Source organism: Azospirillum griseum, assembly GCF_003966125.1.
GTDB lineage: Bacteria > Pseudomonadota > Alphaproteobacteria > Azospirillales > Azospirillaceae > Azospirillum > Azospirillum griseum.
Genome location: NZ_RXMA01000002.1, coordinates 290909 through 308818, shown reverse-complemented (window position 1 = coordinate 308818; position 17910 = coordinate 290909). Strand labels below are relative to the sequence as shown.

Here is a 17910-nt window from a genome sequence, read left to right as displayed (position 1 = left end):
TGGTGAGGCTTCTCCCGTGGTCCGTTTCGATCTCCAGCCCGGTCGCGCCGCCCGTCTCCTGATCGGCGGCGCGCCGGAAGGGCAGGACGCCCGCATTCTGGCCGAGCTTGCCAAGACGGCGGGGTCCTATGGCCTGCTGCATGTGGCGCTTGACGACACGCGCACGGCGCTGCTGGCGGAGGCGCTGGCCTTTTTCGCGCCGGGGCTTGAGGTGTTGACCTTCCCGGCCTGGGATTGCCTGCCCTACGACCGGGTGTCGCCGAACGGCGGCATCGTCGCCAAGCGCATCGACACGCTGACCCGCCTGCTGGCCCGCCAGGGCACCCCGCCCAAGGAGGGCTGGAAGCCGCTGGTCGTGCTGACCACGGTCAACGCGGTGGTGCAAAAGGTGCCGCCGCGTTCGGCCTTCAAGGGCGCGGTGTTTTCCGCCAAGCTGCGCGACCGGATCGATCTGGAAAAGCTGCAACGCTATCTGACCGGCAACGGCTACACCCGCGCCCAGACGGTGCGGGAGCCGGGCGAGTTCGCCGTGCGCGGCGGCATCGTCGATCTGTTCCCGCCCGGCACCGACGAGCCGCTGCGCCTCGACCTGTTCGGCGACGAGCTGGAGGGGGTGCGCGCCTTCGACCCGATGAGCCAGCGCACCACCGAAAAGCGCGACCGGGTCGAATTGAAACCGATGTCCGAAGTCTTTTTGGACGAGGCGGGGATCGCCCGCTTCCGCTCCGGCTACCGTGAATTGTTCGGGGCCGTCACCGCCGACGATCCGCTGTACGAGGCGATTTCGGCGGGCCGGTCCTATGGCGGCATGGAGCATTGGTTGCCGCTGTTCCATCACAGCATGGACACGCTGTTCGATTACCTGCCGCGCGGCATCGTGGCGCTGGACCATCAGGCGGCGGAGGCGCGCGACGAGCGCATCGCCCAGATCGCCGATTTCCACCAGTCGCGCGACAGCATGATGGCGATTGAAAAGCGCACGGGCGCGCCGGTTTACAAGCCGATTCCGGTCCCGTCGCTGTTCCTGGACGCCGTGGGCTGGGACGCGCTGCTGGGCGAACGGGCGGTGGCGCAGTTGCAGCCCTTCGCCGTGCCGCCGGGGGTGAAGGGAACCGCCGACGGCGGCGGCAAGCGCGGCCACGATTTCGCCGAGGAGCGCAACCGCCCCGACGTGAACGTGTTCGACGCGGTGAAGGACCACATCCGCGCCCTGCGCGCCGATGGGCGGCGGGTGCTGATCGCCGGGTATTCGGCGGGATCGAGTCAACGCCTGTCGAGCGTGCTGGCCGACCACGGCATTCCCGGGCTGGAACCGGCCAACAGCGTCGAGGATGTGCGCCGCTTCGACCGGGGCGTGATCGGCGTCATCGTGTTGGGGATGGAGCACGGCTTCGTTGCCGCCGATCTGGCCGTCATCACCGAACAGGACATTCTGGGCGACCGGCTGGTGCGCCCGGTCAAGAAGAAGCGCAAGGCCGCCAACTTCATCGCCGAACATTCCGCCCTGCACGAGGGCGACATCGTCGTCCACATGGATCACGGCATCGGGCGTTACGACGGGTTGGAGACGCTGGAGGTCACGGGCGCGCCGCACGACTGCCTGCGCCTGATCTATGAGGGCGGCGACAAGCTCTATGTGCCGGTCGAAAACATCGAGGTGCTGTCCCGCTACGGCTCCGAGGACGCCAACGTCCAGTTGGACAAGCTGGGCGGGGCGGGCTGGCAGGGCCGCAAGGCGCGGGTCAAGAAGCGGCTGAAGGACATGGCCGAGGCCCTGTTGAAGATCGCCGCCGAACGCATGTTGAAAAAGGCCGACCCGGTGCTGACGCCGGAGGGGACCTATCACGAGTTCGCCGCCCGCTTCCCCTATCCTGAAACCGACGACCAGTTGAAGGCGATCGAGGACATCTTCGGCGATCTGGCCAGCGGCCGCCCGATGGACCGGCTGGTCTGCGGCGACGTCGGTTTCGGCAAGACCGAAGTGGCCTTGCGCGCCGCCTTCATGGTGGCGATGAGCGGCCAGCAGGTGGCCGTCGTGGTGCCGACGACGCTGTTGGCGCGCCAGCATTTCAAGACCTTCGCCGCCCGCTTCGCCGGTCTGCCGGTGCGCATCGTCCAACTGTCGCGCATGGTCACGGCGCGCGAACAGACCCTGGCGAAAAAGGAGCTGGCCGAGGGCGTGGCCGACATCGTCGTCGGCACCCACGCCCTGCTCGCCAAGGGGCTGGAGTTCAAGCGGCTGGGCATGGTCATCGTCGATGAGGAGCAGCATTTCGGCGTGAAGCAGAAGGAGCGGTTGAAGGAGCTGCGCGCCGATGTGCATGTGCTGACCCTCACCGCCACCCCGATTCCGCGCACGCTGCAAATGGCGCTGTCGGGTGTGCGTGAACTGTCGTTGATCGCCACCCCGCCGGTGGACCGCCTGGCCGTGCGCACCTTCGTCCTGCCCTATGACCCGATGGTGATCCGCGAGGCGATCCTGCGCGAGCATTACCGGGGTGGCCAATCCTTCTACGTCTGTCCGCGCATCGAGGATCTGGCGACGGTGGCCGAGCGGGTGCGCGCCCTGGTGCCGGAGGTCAAGATCGTCACCGCCCATGGCCAGATGGCGGCCAGCGAGCTGGAAGACGTGATGACCGCCTTTGACGAAGGCAAATTCGAGGTGCTGTTGGCCACCAACATCATCGAAAGCGGCCTGGACATCCCCAACGCCAACACCTTGATCGTCCACCGCGCCGATCTGTTCGGGCTGGCCCAGCTTTACCAGATCCGGGGCCGCGTCGGTCGGTCGAAGAAGCGCGGTTACGCCTATCTGACCTACGCGGCGAACAAGCCGCTGAATTCCACGGCGCAGCAGCGCCTGCATGTGATCGAGACGCTGGACAGCCTGGGCGCCGGTTTCCAACTGGCCAGCCACGACATGGACATCCGTGGCGCGGGCAACCTGTTGGGCGAGGAGCAATCGGGGCAGGTGCGCGAGGTCGGGGTGGAACTCTACCAACAGATGTTGGAGGAGGCCGTCGCCCATGCCCGCGCGTCGATGCAGGAGGGGGCGGTGGCCGCCGCCGCCGCGATGGAGTGGGTTCCGCAAATCAACCTCGGCACCCCGGTGCTGATCCCGGACAGCTACGTGCCCGACCTGACGGTGCGGCTGTCGCTCTACCGCCGCATCGCCGATCTGGTGGACCGGGCGGAGGTGGACGGCTTCGCCGCCGAACTGATCGACCGCTTCGGCAAGCTGCCGGAGGAGGTGGACAATCTGCTGGACGTCGTCACCATCAAGCGTTTCTGCAAGCAGGCCAATGTGGAGCGGGTGGACGCCGGGCCGAAGGGGCTGGTTCTGACCTTCCACAACAATGATTTCGCCGAACCGGCCAAGCTGCTGACCTACATCGCCGGTCATCTGACGCTGATGAAGCTGCGGCCCGATCACAAGCTGGTCTACAGCCGCGAATGGCCCGACGCCCAGGCCCGCGTCCGCAGCGTCCAGAAGCTGGTCAAGGATCTGGCGGAGATGGCGGCGGGCGGGGCGGTGCCGCGCGCCGACGCCGTGCCGCCACCACCCCCACCGCCGCCGCCGCCACGCCCGACCGCGCTGAAGGCGGGGTCGTTGAAGGCGGGTGGGCGCTTTGGCGGCCGTCCCCTGCCGGGGCGGCGGTGATGGCGGCGCTGTCCCGCGCCGGGGAACTGGCGGGGCGGCTGGCGCGCGGCGATCATCGGGGGGATGGGGATGCGGCGGCGGTGGCCGCCGACATCACCGCCCATCCCGACCGTCTGCCCGATCTGGTCGAGTGTCTGTTCAGCCGCAACGCGGTGGTGCGGATGCGCGCGGCCGCCGCGCTGGAACGGCTGTCGCGCGCCGACGCCGACCGGCTGGCCCCCTATGGCGACCGGCTGTTGCGCGAGGGGGCCGCCATCGATCAGGCGGAGGTGCGCTGGCGGTTGGCGCAGATGCTGCCGCGCCTGCCCTTGGACGAGGCGCAACGCCGCGCTGCGCTGGACTGCCTGTCCGGCTGGTTCGAGGGCAGTTCCAGTCGCATCGTGCGCAGCAGTGCTTTGCAAGCCGTGGTCGATCTGGCCGCGAGCGACGCCGGGTTGCGGACGATTGCGGCGGACATGCTGAGCCGGGCCATGCGGTCGGGCGTGCCCTCGCTGGTCGAACGCGCCCGCCGCATCCTGAAACCCTTCGAGGTGGACGAGGCGACCCTGACCGCCGCGCTGACCCGCGCGCCGACCGGCCTGTCGCTGACCGTGCTGCCCGACCGGCTGGCGGTGGCGCAGTTGCCGCCGGGAACCGGGTTGCCGTCCTGGCTCGATTGGACCGATCCGCTGGTCGGGGCGACGCGCACGGGGGAGGCGCTGTCCATCCTGTGCCCGGAGGCGCGAATTCCCGCTGGCGTGGCGGCGGATCGCGGCTGGCGCGCCTTCCGCGTCGGGCTTCCGGGCATCACCGAGGGAGGGGCGGTGGCCGGGCGTGGCGACGCCGCCCTGTTCGGCGTGCTGGCGGCCATCGCCGCCCCCTTGGCCCAGGCGCAAATCCCCCTCTTTGCCATGTCCACCGCCGCGTCGCATTATGTGCTGGTCCGCGCCGATGATCTGGAACGGGCGGCGGCGATTCTCGCCACCGGCTGCGCCATCCTGTGGGGGGATGAGGATTCGGAACGGTTTGACGACGAACAGCGAGTCGCGGACTGAAGACCAGAGTATGCGATGCCGCGCGCAATGTTTGTTGTGATGCGGGAAAGGCTGTTGCGGTTTCTTTCAGACGCCGGAGGTGCCGGTCACAACGAAAGTCTTGGCCTCTAATAAGTCGATACCAAAGTCCTGCGACAAAAGTTTCCATTGGAAGTTTATTGTTTTTGGGAATCTTCTCGACTTCCATAGTGACATCCGCATGTCGCGTTTGTAACGGATGAGGCGGGAATGTCGATTCGGGCGAAGCTTTTGATTCTCGTCGCCATCCTTGGCGCAACCGTGGTGGCCATCGCGGTGCAGCGCGCCTTTGACGCGGTGGCGGCACTGCGCATGACCGAGCAGGTCAAGACCGTCAACAGCCTGTCCGACCATTTCCTGATCGCCGCCGGGGCCTGGGCGGTGGAGCGCGGGACGACCAACACGGTGTTGGGCAACGTGAAGGGGGCGACCCCGGCCCAGCGCGAGACCATCGCCGCCAAACGCCGCGCCGCCGACGCCGCCCTGACCGACGCGCTGGCGCTCGCCGAGACCCTGCCGAACCCGACGGCGGCGGCGCTGCGGGGCGCGGTGCAGGAGGCGCGCGGCGCGGTGGATGGGCTGCGGCGGCGGGTGGACGGCGCGCTGGCGGCGGGCGACGCCCCGGCGGATTTGCGGCGCGACTGGTTTCCGACCATCACCGCCCTGATCATGAGCAGCCAGGCCCTGCGCAACGCCTATGAGGATGTGGTGCTCAACACCAAGGGGCAGGTGGCGCGCGCCTTCGATCTGAAGAACGCCCAGTGGGAGATGAGCGAGTTCGCCGGACGTGAACGCGGGATGATGGGCGGGGTGATCGCCAGCGGCAAACCCATGTCCCCGGCGCAGTTGGAAACCGTGGCGCGCGCGCGTGGCCGCATCGAATCGAGCTGGCAGACCGTGCGTCGTCTGGTCCCGGATTTCGGCACCGACCTGCAAGGGCTGACCGAGGAGACCAGCCGCGCCTATTTCGGCAATTTCGAGAAGGTCCGCGCGTCGGTGTTCGAGGCGTCGGCCCGTGGCGACGCCTATCCGGTTGATGGAACCCGCTGGTTCGCGGCGGCCACCGAAGGCATCGACCGTATTTTGGCGGCGCAGGCGGCGACCTCGACCCAGGTCGGCGCGCGGCTGGACCAGGACGCGCGGTCGGCGCAAACACAGCTTGCCGTCGCGCTCGGTCTGCTGCTGCTGGTCGGTGGCTTGGCGGCGACGGCGGTGTGGGTGGTGACGGCGCAGGTCAACCGCCCGATCCGCGCCATGACCGACACCATGGGCGTGTTGGCCCAGGGGCGTTACGACATCGAGGTCGGCGGGGTTGAGCGCAACGACGAGATCGGCCTGATGGCGCGCGCGCTGGCGGTGTTCAAGCGCAACGGCCAGGAAAACGAACAGCTCCGCGTCGAACAGGAACGGCTGCGCGAGCGGTCGGAGGCGGGCAAGCGCGCCGCGCTGGCGGGCATGGCCGACACGGTGGAGCGCGAGATGAGCGCGGCGGTGGAGCTGGTGGCCCAGCGCACGCGGCGGATGGACAGTTCCGCCGGGTCGATGGCGTCGTCGGCGGACGAGGTGTCCACCAATGCCCAAAGCGTCGCTGCCGCCGCCGAACAGGCGCTGGCCAACGCCCAGAGCGTGGCGTCGGCGGTGGAGGAGATGACCGCCTCGATCGCCGCCATCAGCGGCCAGATCACCCACGCCAGCGACGTGACCCGTCAGGCGGTCGGCACCGGCCAGCGCACCCAGGCGACGATCAAATCCCTGTCCGACGCGGTGCAGCGCATCGGGGATGTGGCGAATTTGATCGGTGAGATCGCCGCGCAAACCAACCTGCTGGCGCTGAACGCCACCATTGAGGCGGCGCGGGCCGGGGAAGCGGGCAAGGGCTTCGCCGTGGTGGCGACGGAGGTGAAAAGCCTGGCCAGCCAGACGGCGAAGGCAACCGAGGACATCGCCCAGCAGATCACCGCCATCCAGAGCGGGACGGCGTCCGCCGTTGCGGCGGTGGAGGAGATTGGCGGGATCATCGCCGAGATCGACGACATTTCCAGCGCGGTCGCCGCCGCCATTGGCCAGCAAGGCGCGGTGACGCAGGAAATCGCCCGCAACGTGGTGGAAACCACCGGGGCCGCGCAGGAGGTGGCTTCGCGCATTTCCCAGGTGTCGAGCGATGCGCAGGCCAACGGCGAGCGGGCGGTGGACATGCGCGGCATCGCGGTTGAGCTGACCGGCAGCATCGAATCGCTGCGGGAAACGCTGGTGCGGGTGGTGCGCACCTCCACCCAGGAGGTGGACCGCCGCAGCCATCCCCGCCACACCGTTGATGTGGGCTGTGCGGTCACGGTTCTGGGGCGTGACACCATGGCGCGCGTGCGCGATCTGTCGCTGGAGGGCGCGCGGGTGGTTGGCGGCCCGGCGCTGGAGCCGGGGCAGGCGGGGCAATTGCGGATCGACGGTTGCGCGGTGGCGTTGCCCTTCACCACCGTCAGCCGACAAGACCACTCCCTGCATCTGCGCTTCACCGCCGACGCGACGACGCGCCAACGTTTTGAAGACGCGCTTCCCGCCCTGCTGCGCGGTGCGGGAAGCGTGGCGGCCTAGAGCGGATCGCGTTAAATCGGAATCGATTTCACGCCTGAATCTGCTCGATAAATCAAAGCTCAGAGCGCCATGTCGTTTGACATTTTAGGCACGGCGCTCTGACCGTCAGGCTACCGGCCACGAATCGTCCGTCAGGATCTCCGGGGCGTTGATGCGGATCGCCAGTTCCTGCGGGGCGCAGAACATGTTGAAGGCCCCCTCGCCGGGGAAGACGTTCTCCGTCGCCCCCCGCGCGTTGGCCGGGTTGAAATAGACCGGCGTGTGCCACCACATCCGATAGCCCAGCGCGCGGACGTGGCGGATCAGGTCCGGCGCGCGGTCGCGCTGGTCGTTCTCCAGATAGAGCATCGGGCGGTGCCGGGCGATGGTCTCGCGGGCACCGTCCAGCACGTCGGCCTCCATCCCCTCCACATCGGCCTTGATCAGACGGCAGCGGGGCAGGGCCAGGCTGTCGATGGTTTCCACCGCCACCGGCAACCCCTCCGCCCCACCGCTGCGGCACAGGCTGAGGCCACCGAAATTGTTGGGCCGGGTCGGGTCGAGCTGCGGCACGGTGATGGTTCCGGGGGCCGCCCCCGCCGCCGTCGGCCGGGCCTCGATGTTGGTGAAGCCGCCGAGCAGGGCGTTGCTGCACAGCATCTGGAACGGAATGCGCTGGGGTTCATAGGCCACCACCCAGCCGTCGGCCCCGACCGCCGCTGCCAGCACCACGGTGAGCGAGCCGATGTTCGCCCCGGCTTCGACCACGATGTCGCCGGGGCGGACGAGAAAGCGCAGGAACGCCGCCTCCGCCTCGGAATACTCGCCATAGAGATCGAGCGAGCGGCCGACATAGGCGTCGTTCGGGTTGTACATCATCCGCCCATGGCGGCAGTTGCGGATCCGGGCGAAGCCGCCGGGCAGGTCGAGGGTGTCGTCGGTCATCGGGATCCTTGGCCTCTGCAATCTCTGCGGTCTTTGCCGGTGGCAACTATCGGTCGGCCATGCGCGCGGCGCAACCTCCCCCTGCTTTTGTGTACAATCCTTGACCTGATGGTCAACCCGTTCAGAATGACCGGCCTTGCGGCTTTGTGCCCATCTTTTGTGCTGCGACCTTCGGGTGAACGACCATGACCACCGCCGACGCATCCACCGCCCTTCGCCTGCGCACCCATGTGGCGGAACTGCTGCGGCTGGCCGCACCGGTGATCGTCTCGCGCGCCGGGCTGATGGTGATGATGGCGGTCGACACCGCCATCGTCGCCCGCTATTCGGCGCAGGAGCTGGCCTATTACGGTCTGGCCCATCTGCCCGCCAACATCATGGTCGGGACCGGCGTCGGTCTGCTGATGGGCACGGTGATGCTGACCGCCCATGCGCTGGGGGCCGGGAACGAGGCGGAGTGCGGGCGGGCGTGGCGGCGGTCCATGCCTTACGCGCTGCTTCTGGGGCTGATCTTTGCCCTGGTGTCGCTGCTGGGCGTGCCGTTGTTCCGGCTGGGCGGACAGACGGAGGATCTGGCGCAGGGCGGGGCGGCGGTGCTGGCGGTGCTGGGGTTGGGCGCGCCGGGCATGATGCTCTACATCACCACCGGCTTTTTCCTGGAAGGGATCAAGCGGCCGATGCCCGGCATGGTGGCGATGGTGCTGGGCAATCTGGCGAACGCGCTGCTGGCCTGGATGCTGGTGTGGGGCCAGGGCGGATTCCCGGCCCTGGGCGCGGTCGGTTCGGCCTGGGCGACCACGCTGGTGCGCTGGGGCATGGGGCTGGGGCTGGTCGCCTATGTCTGGTGGATGCAGGATCACGCCCGTTGGCAAGTCCGCGTTCCGGTGGCCGACTGGTGGTCGGGCGCTGGCAAGCAACGGCATCTCGGCTACGCCGCCGGTCTCAGCATCGGCGTGGAAAGCGGGGCCTTCGCCGCGCTTGGCCTGTTCGCGGGCATGGTGTCGCCGCTGGCGCTGGGGTCCTACACCGTCGGGCTGAACCTGATCGCGCTGCCCTTCATGGCGGCGGTCGGGCTGGGATCGGCCACCGGGGTGCGGGTGGGCGTGGCCTTTGGTCGCGGCGACCGGGAGGACATGGCGATGGCCGGATGGACCGGTTTGGCCGTAACCAGCGCCCTTCTGGCGGTGGTCGGCGTGCTCTACCGCCTGCTGCCCGACCAGATCGGGACCATCTACACCACCGACCCGGAATTGCTGGCCAGCGTCGCCCCGCTGATCGCCTTTGGTGCCTGGATCCTGATCGCCGACGGCGGGCAGACGGTGATGGCCAACGCCTTGCGCGGGCGGCATGATTCCTGGATGCCGACGGCGCTGCACTTCGTGTCCTACGCCGTGGTGATGATTCCGGTGTCCGCCCTGCTGGTCTTTGGCCTGGATCGGGGGGCGCGCGGTCTTTTCGAGGGCATTTTGATCGCCAGTGTGGTATCGGTCAGCGTCCTTTCGCTGCGCTTCGCGCATCTCAGCCGCCGCTGATCCGTCCGCCCCTGCGGGCGGGGCTGTGGGGGTTCCGTTGTGTTGCGCATGCGAAGGATGCTATGTTTCTGGTGCAACCTTCGGCCCGCAGGGCCAGCGTGACCGCGTCGCGGCGGCGCGCCGACCGAAGAATGAGTGTCCTGCTTGAGCAACGCGCCCCTGCCTCCCGCCTCCGACATCGCCCCGATCAACATCGAAGACGAGATGCGCAAGTCGTATCTCGATTACGCGATGAGCGTGATCGTGAGCCGCGCCCTGCCCGACGTTCGCGACGGGCTGAAGCCGGTGCACCGGCGTATCCTCTACGCGATGAAAGAGGGCGGGTACGACTCGACCAAGCCCTATAAGAAATCCGCGCGCATCGTCGGCGACGTGATGGGTAAATACCACCCGCACGGCGACAGCGCGATTTACGACGCCATGGTCCGCATGGCGCAGGATTTCTCCATGCGCCTGCCCCTGATCGACGGGCAGGGCAATTTCGGCTCGATGGACGGCGATCCCCCGGCGGCGATGCGCTACACCGAGGCGCGTCTGGCCAAGTCGGCGGAAGCCCTGCTGGACGACATCGACAAGGACACCATCGATTTCCAGGCGAGCTACGACGATTCCGGGCGCGAGCCGACGGTCGTCCCCGCCCGCTTCCCCAACATCCTGGTCAATGGCGCGGGCGGCATCGCCGTCGGCATGGCGACCAACATCCCCACCCACAATCTGGGTGAGGTGATCGACGCCTGCTGCGCCTACATCGACAACAACGACATCACGCTCGACGAGCTGATGGAGCATGTCCCCGGCCCCGATTTCCCGACGGGCGGCCTGATCCTGGGCCGGTCGGGCAGCCGGTCGGGTCTGCAAACCGGGCGCGGCTCCGTCATCCTGCGCGCCAAGACCGAGATCGAGGAGATCCGCAAGGACCGCTTCGCCATCGTCGCCACCGAGATCCCCTATCAGGTCAACAAGGCCAAGCTGATGGAACGCATCGGCGAGGTCGTGAACGACAAGATCATCGAGGGCATCGCCGACCTGCGCGACGAATCCGACCGCGACGGCGTGCGCGTGGTGGTCGAGCTGAAGCGCGACGCGGTGCCGGAGGTGGTGCTGGCCCAGCTGTTCCGCCACACCCAGCTCCAGACCTCCTTCGGCGTCAACATGCTGGCGCTGCGCGGCGGCCGCCCGGAACTGATGAACCTGAAGGACATCATCCAGGCCTTCGTCCAGTTCCGCGAACAGGTCATCACCCGCCGCACCGAATTCCTGCTGGGCAAGGCGCGCGAGCGCGCCCACACCTTGGTCGGTCTGGCCGTGGCCGTCGCCAACCTCGACGCCATGATCGAGCTGATTCGCAGCGCACCCGATCCGGTGTGGGCGCGCGAGGAGATTGCGGCGCGCGAATGGCCGGTGCACGACGTCGGCCCGCTGATCGAACTGATCGACGAGCCGGGGCGGGGCGTCAGCCCGCAGGGGACCTACCGCATTTCCGACCAGCAGGCCCGCGCCATCCTGGATCTGCGTCTGCACCGCCTGACCGGGCTGGAGCGCGACAAGATCGGGGCGGAGCTGAAGGACGTCACCGACCAGATCGCCGATTTCCTGGAAACGCTGGCCAACCGCGCCAAGCTGCTGGGCATCCTGCGCGACGAGCTGGTCGAGATGAAGGAGCGCTTCGGCTCGCCCCGCCGCACCGAAATCCAGGAGCTGGAGTTCGAGGCCGACATCGAGGACCTGATCCAGCGCGAGGACATGGTCGTCACCGTCAGCCAGTCCGGCTATGTGAAGCGGGTTCCGCTCTCCACCTACCGGGCGCAGAAGCGCGGCGGCAAAGGCCGGTCGGGCATGTCGATGAAGGCGGAGGACGCGGTCAGCGACCTGTTCGTCGCCAACACCCACACCCCGCTGCTGCTCTTCTCCAACCGGGGCATGGTCTACAAGCTGAAGGTCTACCGGTTGCCGCAGGGCAACCCGCAGGCGCGCGGCAAGGCCTTCGTCAATCTGCTGCCGTTGATCGATGGCGAGACGATCACCACCGTGCTGCCCTTGCCCGAGGATGAGGCCGCCTGGGCCGATCTGCACGTCGTGTTCGCGACGTCGAAGGGCAACGTCCGCCGCAACCGCATGTCGGACTTCGCGAACATCCGCTCCAACGGTCTGATCGCCATGAAGCTGGAGGAGGAGGGCGAGCGTCTGATCGCCGTCCACACCTGCCAGGAAAGCGACGACGTGCTGCTGGCCACCAGCGGCGGCAAGTGCATCCGCTTCGCCGTCGACGATGTCCGCGTCTTCGCGGGCCGCACCTCCACCGGCGTGCGCGGCATCAAGCTGGCCGAAGGCGACGAGGTGGTGTCGATGTCGATGCTCCGCCATGTGGACGCGTCGGCGGAGGAGCGCGCCGCCTTCTTCAAGATGCGCCGCGACGAAGGCGTCGAGATGGAGGGCGAAGCCGCTCCCGAGGCCGACGAGGTGGCCGCCGATTCGGTGACGCTGACGCCGGACCGGTATGAGGAGCTGAAGCGGCTGGAGCAATACATCCTGACCGTGTCGGATCGCGGTTACGGCAAGCGCACCTCCTCCTACGAATACCGGGTGACGGGCCGTGGTGGTCAGGGCATCTGGAACATGGAGATGGGCGAGCGCAACGGCTCCATCGTCGCCACCTTCCCGGTGGAGGCCAGCCATCAGGTGATGATGGTGACGAACGGCGGTCAGGTGATCCGCATGCCGCTGCACGATGTGCGGGTGGCCGGTCGCAAGACGCTGGGCGTCACCCTGTTCCGCGTCGGTGCCGACGAACGCGTGGTGTCCGTCGCCTCGATTGCCGAGGACGAGGGGGACAGCGCCGACGGTGCCGAGGGTGCCAGCGACGCCGGGACGCCCGGCGAGGCCAGCGAATAACAACCCAGTGGACCGATGTCAGGGCGAGGAAAGGTGCTCTCATGGTGACGAACGTCTCCCCAACCGGTGACAAGGGCCGGATCGGTGTCTATCCCGGCACCTTCGACCCGATCACCAACGGGCATCTCGACATCATCCAGCGCGCGGCGCGGCAGGTCGATCACCTGATCGTCGCCGTCGCCCGCAACGCTGGCAAAGGTCCGCTCTATTCCACCGACGAGCGGGTGGCGATGGTGCGCGAGGACATCGCGGCCCTGAACACCAGCGCCAGCATCGAGGTGCGGTCCTTCGACACGCTGCTGATGCATTTCGCCATCGAAATGAACGCCAGCGTCATCATCCGGGGCCTGCGCGCCGTCTCGGACTTCGAGTATGAATTCCAGATGGCGGGCATGAACGCCCGGCTGAATCCGAAGGTCGAAACGATCTTCCTGATGTCGTCGGAACGCCACCAGTTCATTTCCTCGCGCTTCGTGAAGGAAATCGGTCGTCTGGGCGGTGACATCCGTCACTTCGTGTCACCTCGCGTGGCCGAACGTCTGGCCGAACGCTTCGCTCTGGACGCGGACGAAGGAGCAGCCTGAGCGCCGGTGGAACCGGTGTCGTAACGGTTTTGGGTCCGCGTGGGACGGCCGAGCATTTTCTTTCACCGCTCCACACATCCCACGCTTGACCTTCGCGGCGCGTCTCCCTATGGTGCGCCCACCCTGAGCGGGCCGACGGCACAACCCGCCGCCGCCCGACATCGTTGGTGATGATCCGGTAGCTCAGTCGGTAGAGCACGTGACTTTTAATCATGTGGCCGTGGGTTCGAATCCCACCCGGATCACCAATGAAATCAACAGGTTGAGTGCGTCGCAGATTGGCGCTCAATCCGGCCAGCAATCACATAGCAATCTTTCGGCCTCGCGACCGGCTGGTCGACTCTTCATCCGCCACGTTCGCAGACGCTATCCATGAAAAATGCCGCCAATTTGTGGCTGGCACTTCCTCTCGCTCTGCCCAACACGGATGGAAGCCGCCAAATGTGTCTGCGTCATCCGATGCCGACCGCGCCATGACCTTCGCGGCAACGCGTGGGTGACAACGAGCACCATCTCCAGCCGCCTTGCACCAACGGTTGGTCGCCTGTGTCACATCGACCCGACCGACCCAGGTTTCCGTAGGTCCGTCTTCCAGAAGATCGCCTGACCATCCCCCCGGATGGAGCCAGCGTTGCCTGAAAACAAAACGATGCACCAACGTCTCACGGCCCCCATATTTTCCCAGGCCGCTTGATCGGATGGCCGTGTTTGCTCGTATAGACGACGATCAACAGCCCAGCAGGGAGGCGTCGGTGTCAATCCAATCGGTCGATCAGGTCATGCAGGAACGGTTTGCCGCGATTTCTCCGGCAACCCGGTCGGTGTTGCGGGAGATTGAACCGGTCCTGTCCACCCATATCGACCGCATTCTGCGCACCGCCTACAAGGCGGGTGGTGTCACCGATCCGACGGCGGTTCAGCGGGTGATGGCCTTACAGGTTCCGCATTACCGCCAACTCTTGCTGGGCGAATTGAACGGTGAATACCGGGCGCTGACCAATCGGCTTCAGGCGGAGCATGCCGCGCTTGGTATTACCATGGACACCTATTTCCGCAGCTTCACCTTTATTCTGAACGAATTGTCGGCTGTTGCGGTCGGGCATTTTCGCCGAAAGCCCGACCGGCTGATTCAGACACTGGGCGCGCTGAACGAAGTTGTGTTCCTGGAAATGGACTACACGCTGTCACTTCACATCGAAGGCATTGAGGCAAAGGCGGCGGACGCGCGGGACACTTTGGCCGAACGTTTGGAACGGGACGTTCAAGGAATTGTTTCAGGCTTGGGAGAGTCGAGCGGTCAACTGCAGAAGGCAGCGCATTCGATGGCCGGGATTTCCATGGAAACCCAACGGCTCGCGGTGGTGGTCAGCGAATCGGCGGTGCGCGCGTCGGGCAACGTCGAAGCGGTGGCGACCGTCACCGGCCAACTGACGGAGTCGATCAACGATGTGGCGCGCCATGCGATAGACTCGGCCAAGCTTGCCCAGCGGGGTGTCGCCGAGGCCGAACGGACCTCTTTAACCATCAACAGCTTGTCAGCGGCGGCCAAAACGATTGGCGAGGTGGTCAAGCTCATCAGCGACATCGCCAGCAAGACCAACCTGTTGGCACTGAACGCAACGATCGAGGCGGCCCGTGCGGGAGAGGCGGGAAAGGGATTCGCCGTCGTCGCCAGCGAGGTGAAAAGTCTTGCCAACCAGACATCGCGCGCGACCGGGGACATAACCGCCCAGGTCGAAGCAATTCGCAAGGCAACCGATGACACCGTCGCGGTGATTGGCGCAATTGCCGGAACAATCACCGAAATAAACGGTATCGCCACCATCATCAACGGTGCGGTCGAACATCAAACAGAGGCAACGCAGACCATCGCCAGCAACGTGCGCGATGCTGCGCGTGGAGCGGCTGATGTGGCACAAGCCATTGAGAGCGTCACCAAGGCGGCCAAGCGAACCAGCGAAGCTGTCGCGCAGGTGGTTGGTGTTTCCGACACGGTTGGTGAACGCTCCACCACCCTTGACCACGCCGTTCGTGACTTCCTCAAACGGATTCGCGCGCGCTGACGGACGCAAAGGACGGTGAAGCGGCGGACATTCGCCGCTTCACCTGGGATTTCCGCCATTTGGCGGGTTTCAACCTCTTGAAGGTGGCGGAGGGCACTTGACCTGATCGTGCAGAACCAGCCGCCAAGCGCTGTTTCACGACGTTTCTGAAAGGGATGCGCTGCGCGTCGAGAGTTGTCGTGACCAGTGGCCCGAGATCATGGGAGGCGGCGAAGGCCACGATCATTCCGGACCTGGAACGCCGATATCGACGTCATCTGAACGAGCGAAAGGCGAACTCGCACCGGCCCGATCCGCCAACGGGAGTCGCGACCGTCAGTTTGAGGCAACAATACCTTCCCAATCGAACGATCAGGACACCGCCAACACGGCGTCCATCACAAAGCTTCCACAAGGGTGCCGGTGAACAAAACGGGGCCGGTTGGCGCACCGGTGGGGGAGCCGCCCATCGGCTCCAGGCTGATCGCCAACAGGACGCCCGGGCGCAACAGGTTCGGTGGCAGGTGCTCCAACGGAAGGCGGGTCACGCCTGTCCCGACCACGCCCAGCGAGACCGGTGCAGCCGCGCCCTCGATGGCCCACAGCTCATAGCTCCGCCCTGCGGGTGCGCTTTCCCCGCCAACCGGCGTGATGGAGGCAGGCCCCCGGTCGCTCCCCGCAACCTGCACGGCGAAGACCGCACGCCCGCCGTCTTGCAGCACGGCGATCACGGTTCGACCGCGCGGTTGTTGGGTGGATGTGACCGATGGATCGGGCGTTCCGACCGGGCGCGTGATCATCACCGCCAAGGCGCAAGCCGCTGCGACCGCCGTCAACGACAGGCCGCGCCACAACGCCACCGCGTTCCACAGCCGTGCGGCGCGCGAAAGCTTGCGGGTGGGGGGCGGCGTCACCGTTTCCGCCTCATCAACGGTCTGAAGGATGCGCGTCCAGAGTTCCGTCGGCGGCGTCACCGGTTCCACCCCGGTCAGCAGGCCGGACAGCCGTTCCTGCCAACGGGCGACGCTGGCGCGCAGAGCCGGGTTGCCGGTCAGGTCGCGTTCGAACGCCGCGCGGGCGTCGCCGCGCAGAGTGCCGAGCGCGTATTCCGCCGCCAGGAGATCCGGGTCTTGCGCGTCCTGATCGGACCGAGGGTTGCGTGTCATCGCTCCAGGCACTCCCGCAGAGAGGCCAGACCGCGCAGGATCCAGCTTTTCACCGTTCCCAATGGCTGATCCAACCGCTCCGCGATCTCGGCGTGGGAACAGCCTTCCACATAGGCCATCATGATGCTGTGGCGTGCGGCGTCCTTCAACTGGCCAAGGCAATGGCGCAAGGCCATGCGGTCGTCCATCGGCGGCGGCGGTGTGGCTCCCAAGGCACCGGCTTGGTCCGCCGCTTCCATTTCCATCGGGTTGATGGGCGCACGCCGCCGTTCGGACTCACGCAAGTCGATGGCGCGGAAACGCAGGATGCCGATCATCCAGGATCGGCCACCGCCCAAGGCCGGGTCGAACTGGGCGGCGTTGCGCCAGACCTGAACGAAGCAATCCTGGACCGCTTCCTCTCCCAGCCGACGGTCGCCCAACATCCGCGCGGCCAGTCCCAGCAGCATGGGGGCCATGGCGGTGTAGAGCGTGTGCAAGGCGGCGCGTTCCCCCGCTGCGCAGCGCAGGATCAGCCGCCCGGCATCGTCGGTCGCCGGATCAGCCGAAAGAGACGCACGGCCCGCGCCCTCCGGTGTGTCGAATTCAGTTGATGCCACCGCCGTCACCCACTCCCGAACACGCGGCCCCCCGCGCACCATCGCCCCCAAAGGGCAACACCCACCCTCCCTTACGTCCCGTGGGGCTGTTTGGATGCGTTCAGGGCGGCTGGATGGGAAAAAATTGCGGACCGCTTTTTTTGCGTGCCACCGCATCCATGCGGAAAAACCCGGACGTAAGGGTGGTGCAATCGGACCTCAACCACGGACGGCGTCGGCCCCAGGCCGCGCCGCGCAGGAGTGCATCATGTCGAATCCCCTTGTCACCACGTTGGCCCCGGTCACGCTGCCGAACATCGATCTGGGGCGGCGGACCTTGTTCCGGCACACCGGCAAGGCCATGCTGTCCGCCGCCGCCGTCGCCATGATCGGCGGGGTTGCCATGCCAACCGGATCGGCCTCGGCCGCCCCCATGCAGGGCGACATCGACATTCTCAACGTCGCGCTGGGGTTGGAGCATGAAGCGATCGCCGCCTACCAGATCGGGGCCGAAAGCGGCCTGGTGAAGGGCAAGGCGCTTGACGCTGCCAAGCTGTTCCAATCCCATCACAAGGGCCATCGCGATGCGCTGGTCAGCACCATCGAAAAGATGGGTGGCAAGCCGGTCGCTCCCAAGAGTCAGGCCGACGTTGCCAAGGCGTTGAACGCCGGATCTTTGAAGACGCAGGACGACGTGTTGCGCTTGGCCGCCAAACTGGAACTGGGGGCCGCCAACGCCTATCTCGGTGTCATCCCATCCTTTTCCGAAGGGATGTTGAAGCAGGTCGCCGCCCGTCTGGCCGCCGATGAAACCATGCACTGGACGGCGCTGTCAGGCGTGCTGGGCCTGCCGTTGCCCACCGGCCCACTGTCCTTCGGCGCCTGAG

Annotated in this window: 11 protein-coding genes and 1 tRNA gene; 9 read left to right on the top strand and 3 right to left on the bottom strand. The window is 66.7% G+C overall.

Translation table 11 applies throughout. The features are described from left to right. The first annotated feature begins 16 nt into the window (after positions 1-16). From mfd to EJ903_RS04085, 3 genes are all read left to right on the top strand, one after another. The gene (gene mfd, locus EJ903_RS04095; protein ID WP_126612380.1) at positions 17-3661 is read left to right on the top strand and encodes a transcription-repair coupling factor; all 3645 of its coding nucleotides are present in this window, start codon (positions 17-19) and stop codon (positions 3659-3661) included. Next, the gene (locus EJ903_RS04090; RefSeq protein ID WP_126612378.1) at positions 3661-4695 is read left to right on the top strand and encodes an ACT domain-containing protein; all 1035 of its coding nucleotides are present in this window, start codon (positions 3661-3663) and stop codon (positions 4693-4695) included. Before mfd ends, EJ903_RS04090 begins: the two co-directional genes overlap by 1 nt. Before the next feature lie 228 nt (positions 4696-4923). Continuing rightward, complete coding sequence (locus EJ903_RS04085) at positions 4924-7305, top strand: methyl-accepting chemotaxis protein (RefSeq protein WP_126612376.1); 2382 nt, start codon at positions 4924-4926, stop codon at positions 7303-7305. A gap of 105 nt (positions 7306-7410) precedes the next feature. Here the strand turns inward: EJ903_RS04085 and EJ903_RS04080 are convergent, their stop codons facing one another. Then, positions 7411-8229: an FkbM family methyltransferase gene (locus EJ903_RS04080; protein ID WP_126612375.1), complete on the bottom strand. Its 819-nt coding sequence runs from the start codon at positions 8227-8229 to the stop codon at positions 7411-7413. A 185-nt stretch (positions 8230-8414) separates the two neighbouring features. Here EJ903_RS04080 and EJ903_RS04075 point away from each other — a divergent pair, with 185 nt between their 5' ends. The 5 genes from EJ903_RS04075 (at position 8415) to EJ903_RS04055 (ending at position 15300) form a co-directional block, all read left to right on the top strand. After that, positions 8415-9761 (top strand): MATE family efflux transporter, encoded by a 1347-nt coding sequence (locus EJ903_RS04075; protein ID WP_126612373.1) that lies wholly within the window; start codon positions 8415-8417, stop codon positions 9759-9761. A gap of 144 nt (positions 9762-9905) precedes the next feature. After that, entirely contained in the window at positions 9906-12653 is a 2748-nt protein-coding gene (gyrA, locus tag EJ903_RS04070; protein WP_126612371.1) for a DNA gyrase subunit A, read from the top strand. A gap of 41 nt (positions 12654-12694) precedes the next feature. Further along, positions 12695-13237 carry a pantetheine-phosphate adenylyltransferase gene (gene coaD / locus EJ903_RS04065; protein ID WP_126612369.1) on the top strand — a complete coding sequence of 181 codons (543 nt, stop codon included), beginning with the start codon at positions 12695-12697 and terminating at the stop codon, positions 13235-13237. Positions 13238-13409: 172 nt separating this feature from the next. Further along, positions 13410-13485, top strand: a tRNA-Lys gene (locus EJ903_RS04060). 450 nt (positions 13486-13935) lie between these two features. Next, positions 13936-15300, top strand: coding sequence for a globin-coupled sensor protein (locus tag EJ903_RS04055; protein ID WP_126612367.1), 1365 nt, complete (start codon positions 13936-13938; stop codon positions 15298-15300). 377 nt (positions 15301-15677) lie between these two features. On the opposite strand, the gene EJ903_RS04050 is transcribed toward EJ903_RS04055, so the two are convergent. Together EJ903_RS04050 and EJ903_RS04045 are read right to left on the bottom strand one after the other, a co-directional pair. Next, positions 15678-16445 carry an anti-sigma factor gene (locus EJ903_RS04050; protein WP_126612365.1) on the bottom strand — a complete coding sequence of 256 codons (768 nt, stop codon included), beginning with the start codon at positions 16443-16445 and terminating at the stop codon, positions 15678-15680. Beyond that, positions 16442-17044, bottom strand: a complete 603-nt coding sequence (locus tag EJ903_RS04045; RefSeq protein WP_158627870.1) for a sigma-70 family RNA polymerase sigma factor — start codon at positions 17042-17044, stop codon at positions 16442-16444. The genes EJ903_RS04050 and EJ903_RS04045 overlap by 4 nt, the downstream gene beginning before the upstream one ends. A 247-nt stretch (positions 17045-17291) precedes the next feature. Here EJ903_RS04045 and EJ903_RS04040 point away from each other — a divergent pair, with 247 nt between their 5' ends. Then, a complete protein-coding gene (locus EJ903_RS04040) occupies positions 17292-17909 on the top strand; it encodes a ferritin-like domain-containing protein (protein WP_210211371.1) in 618 nt (205 codons plus the stop codon). Position 17910: the final 1 nt, after the last annotated feature.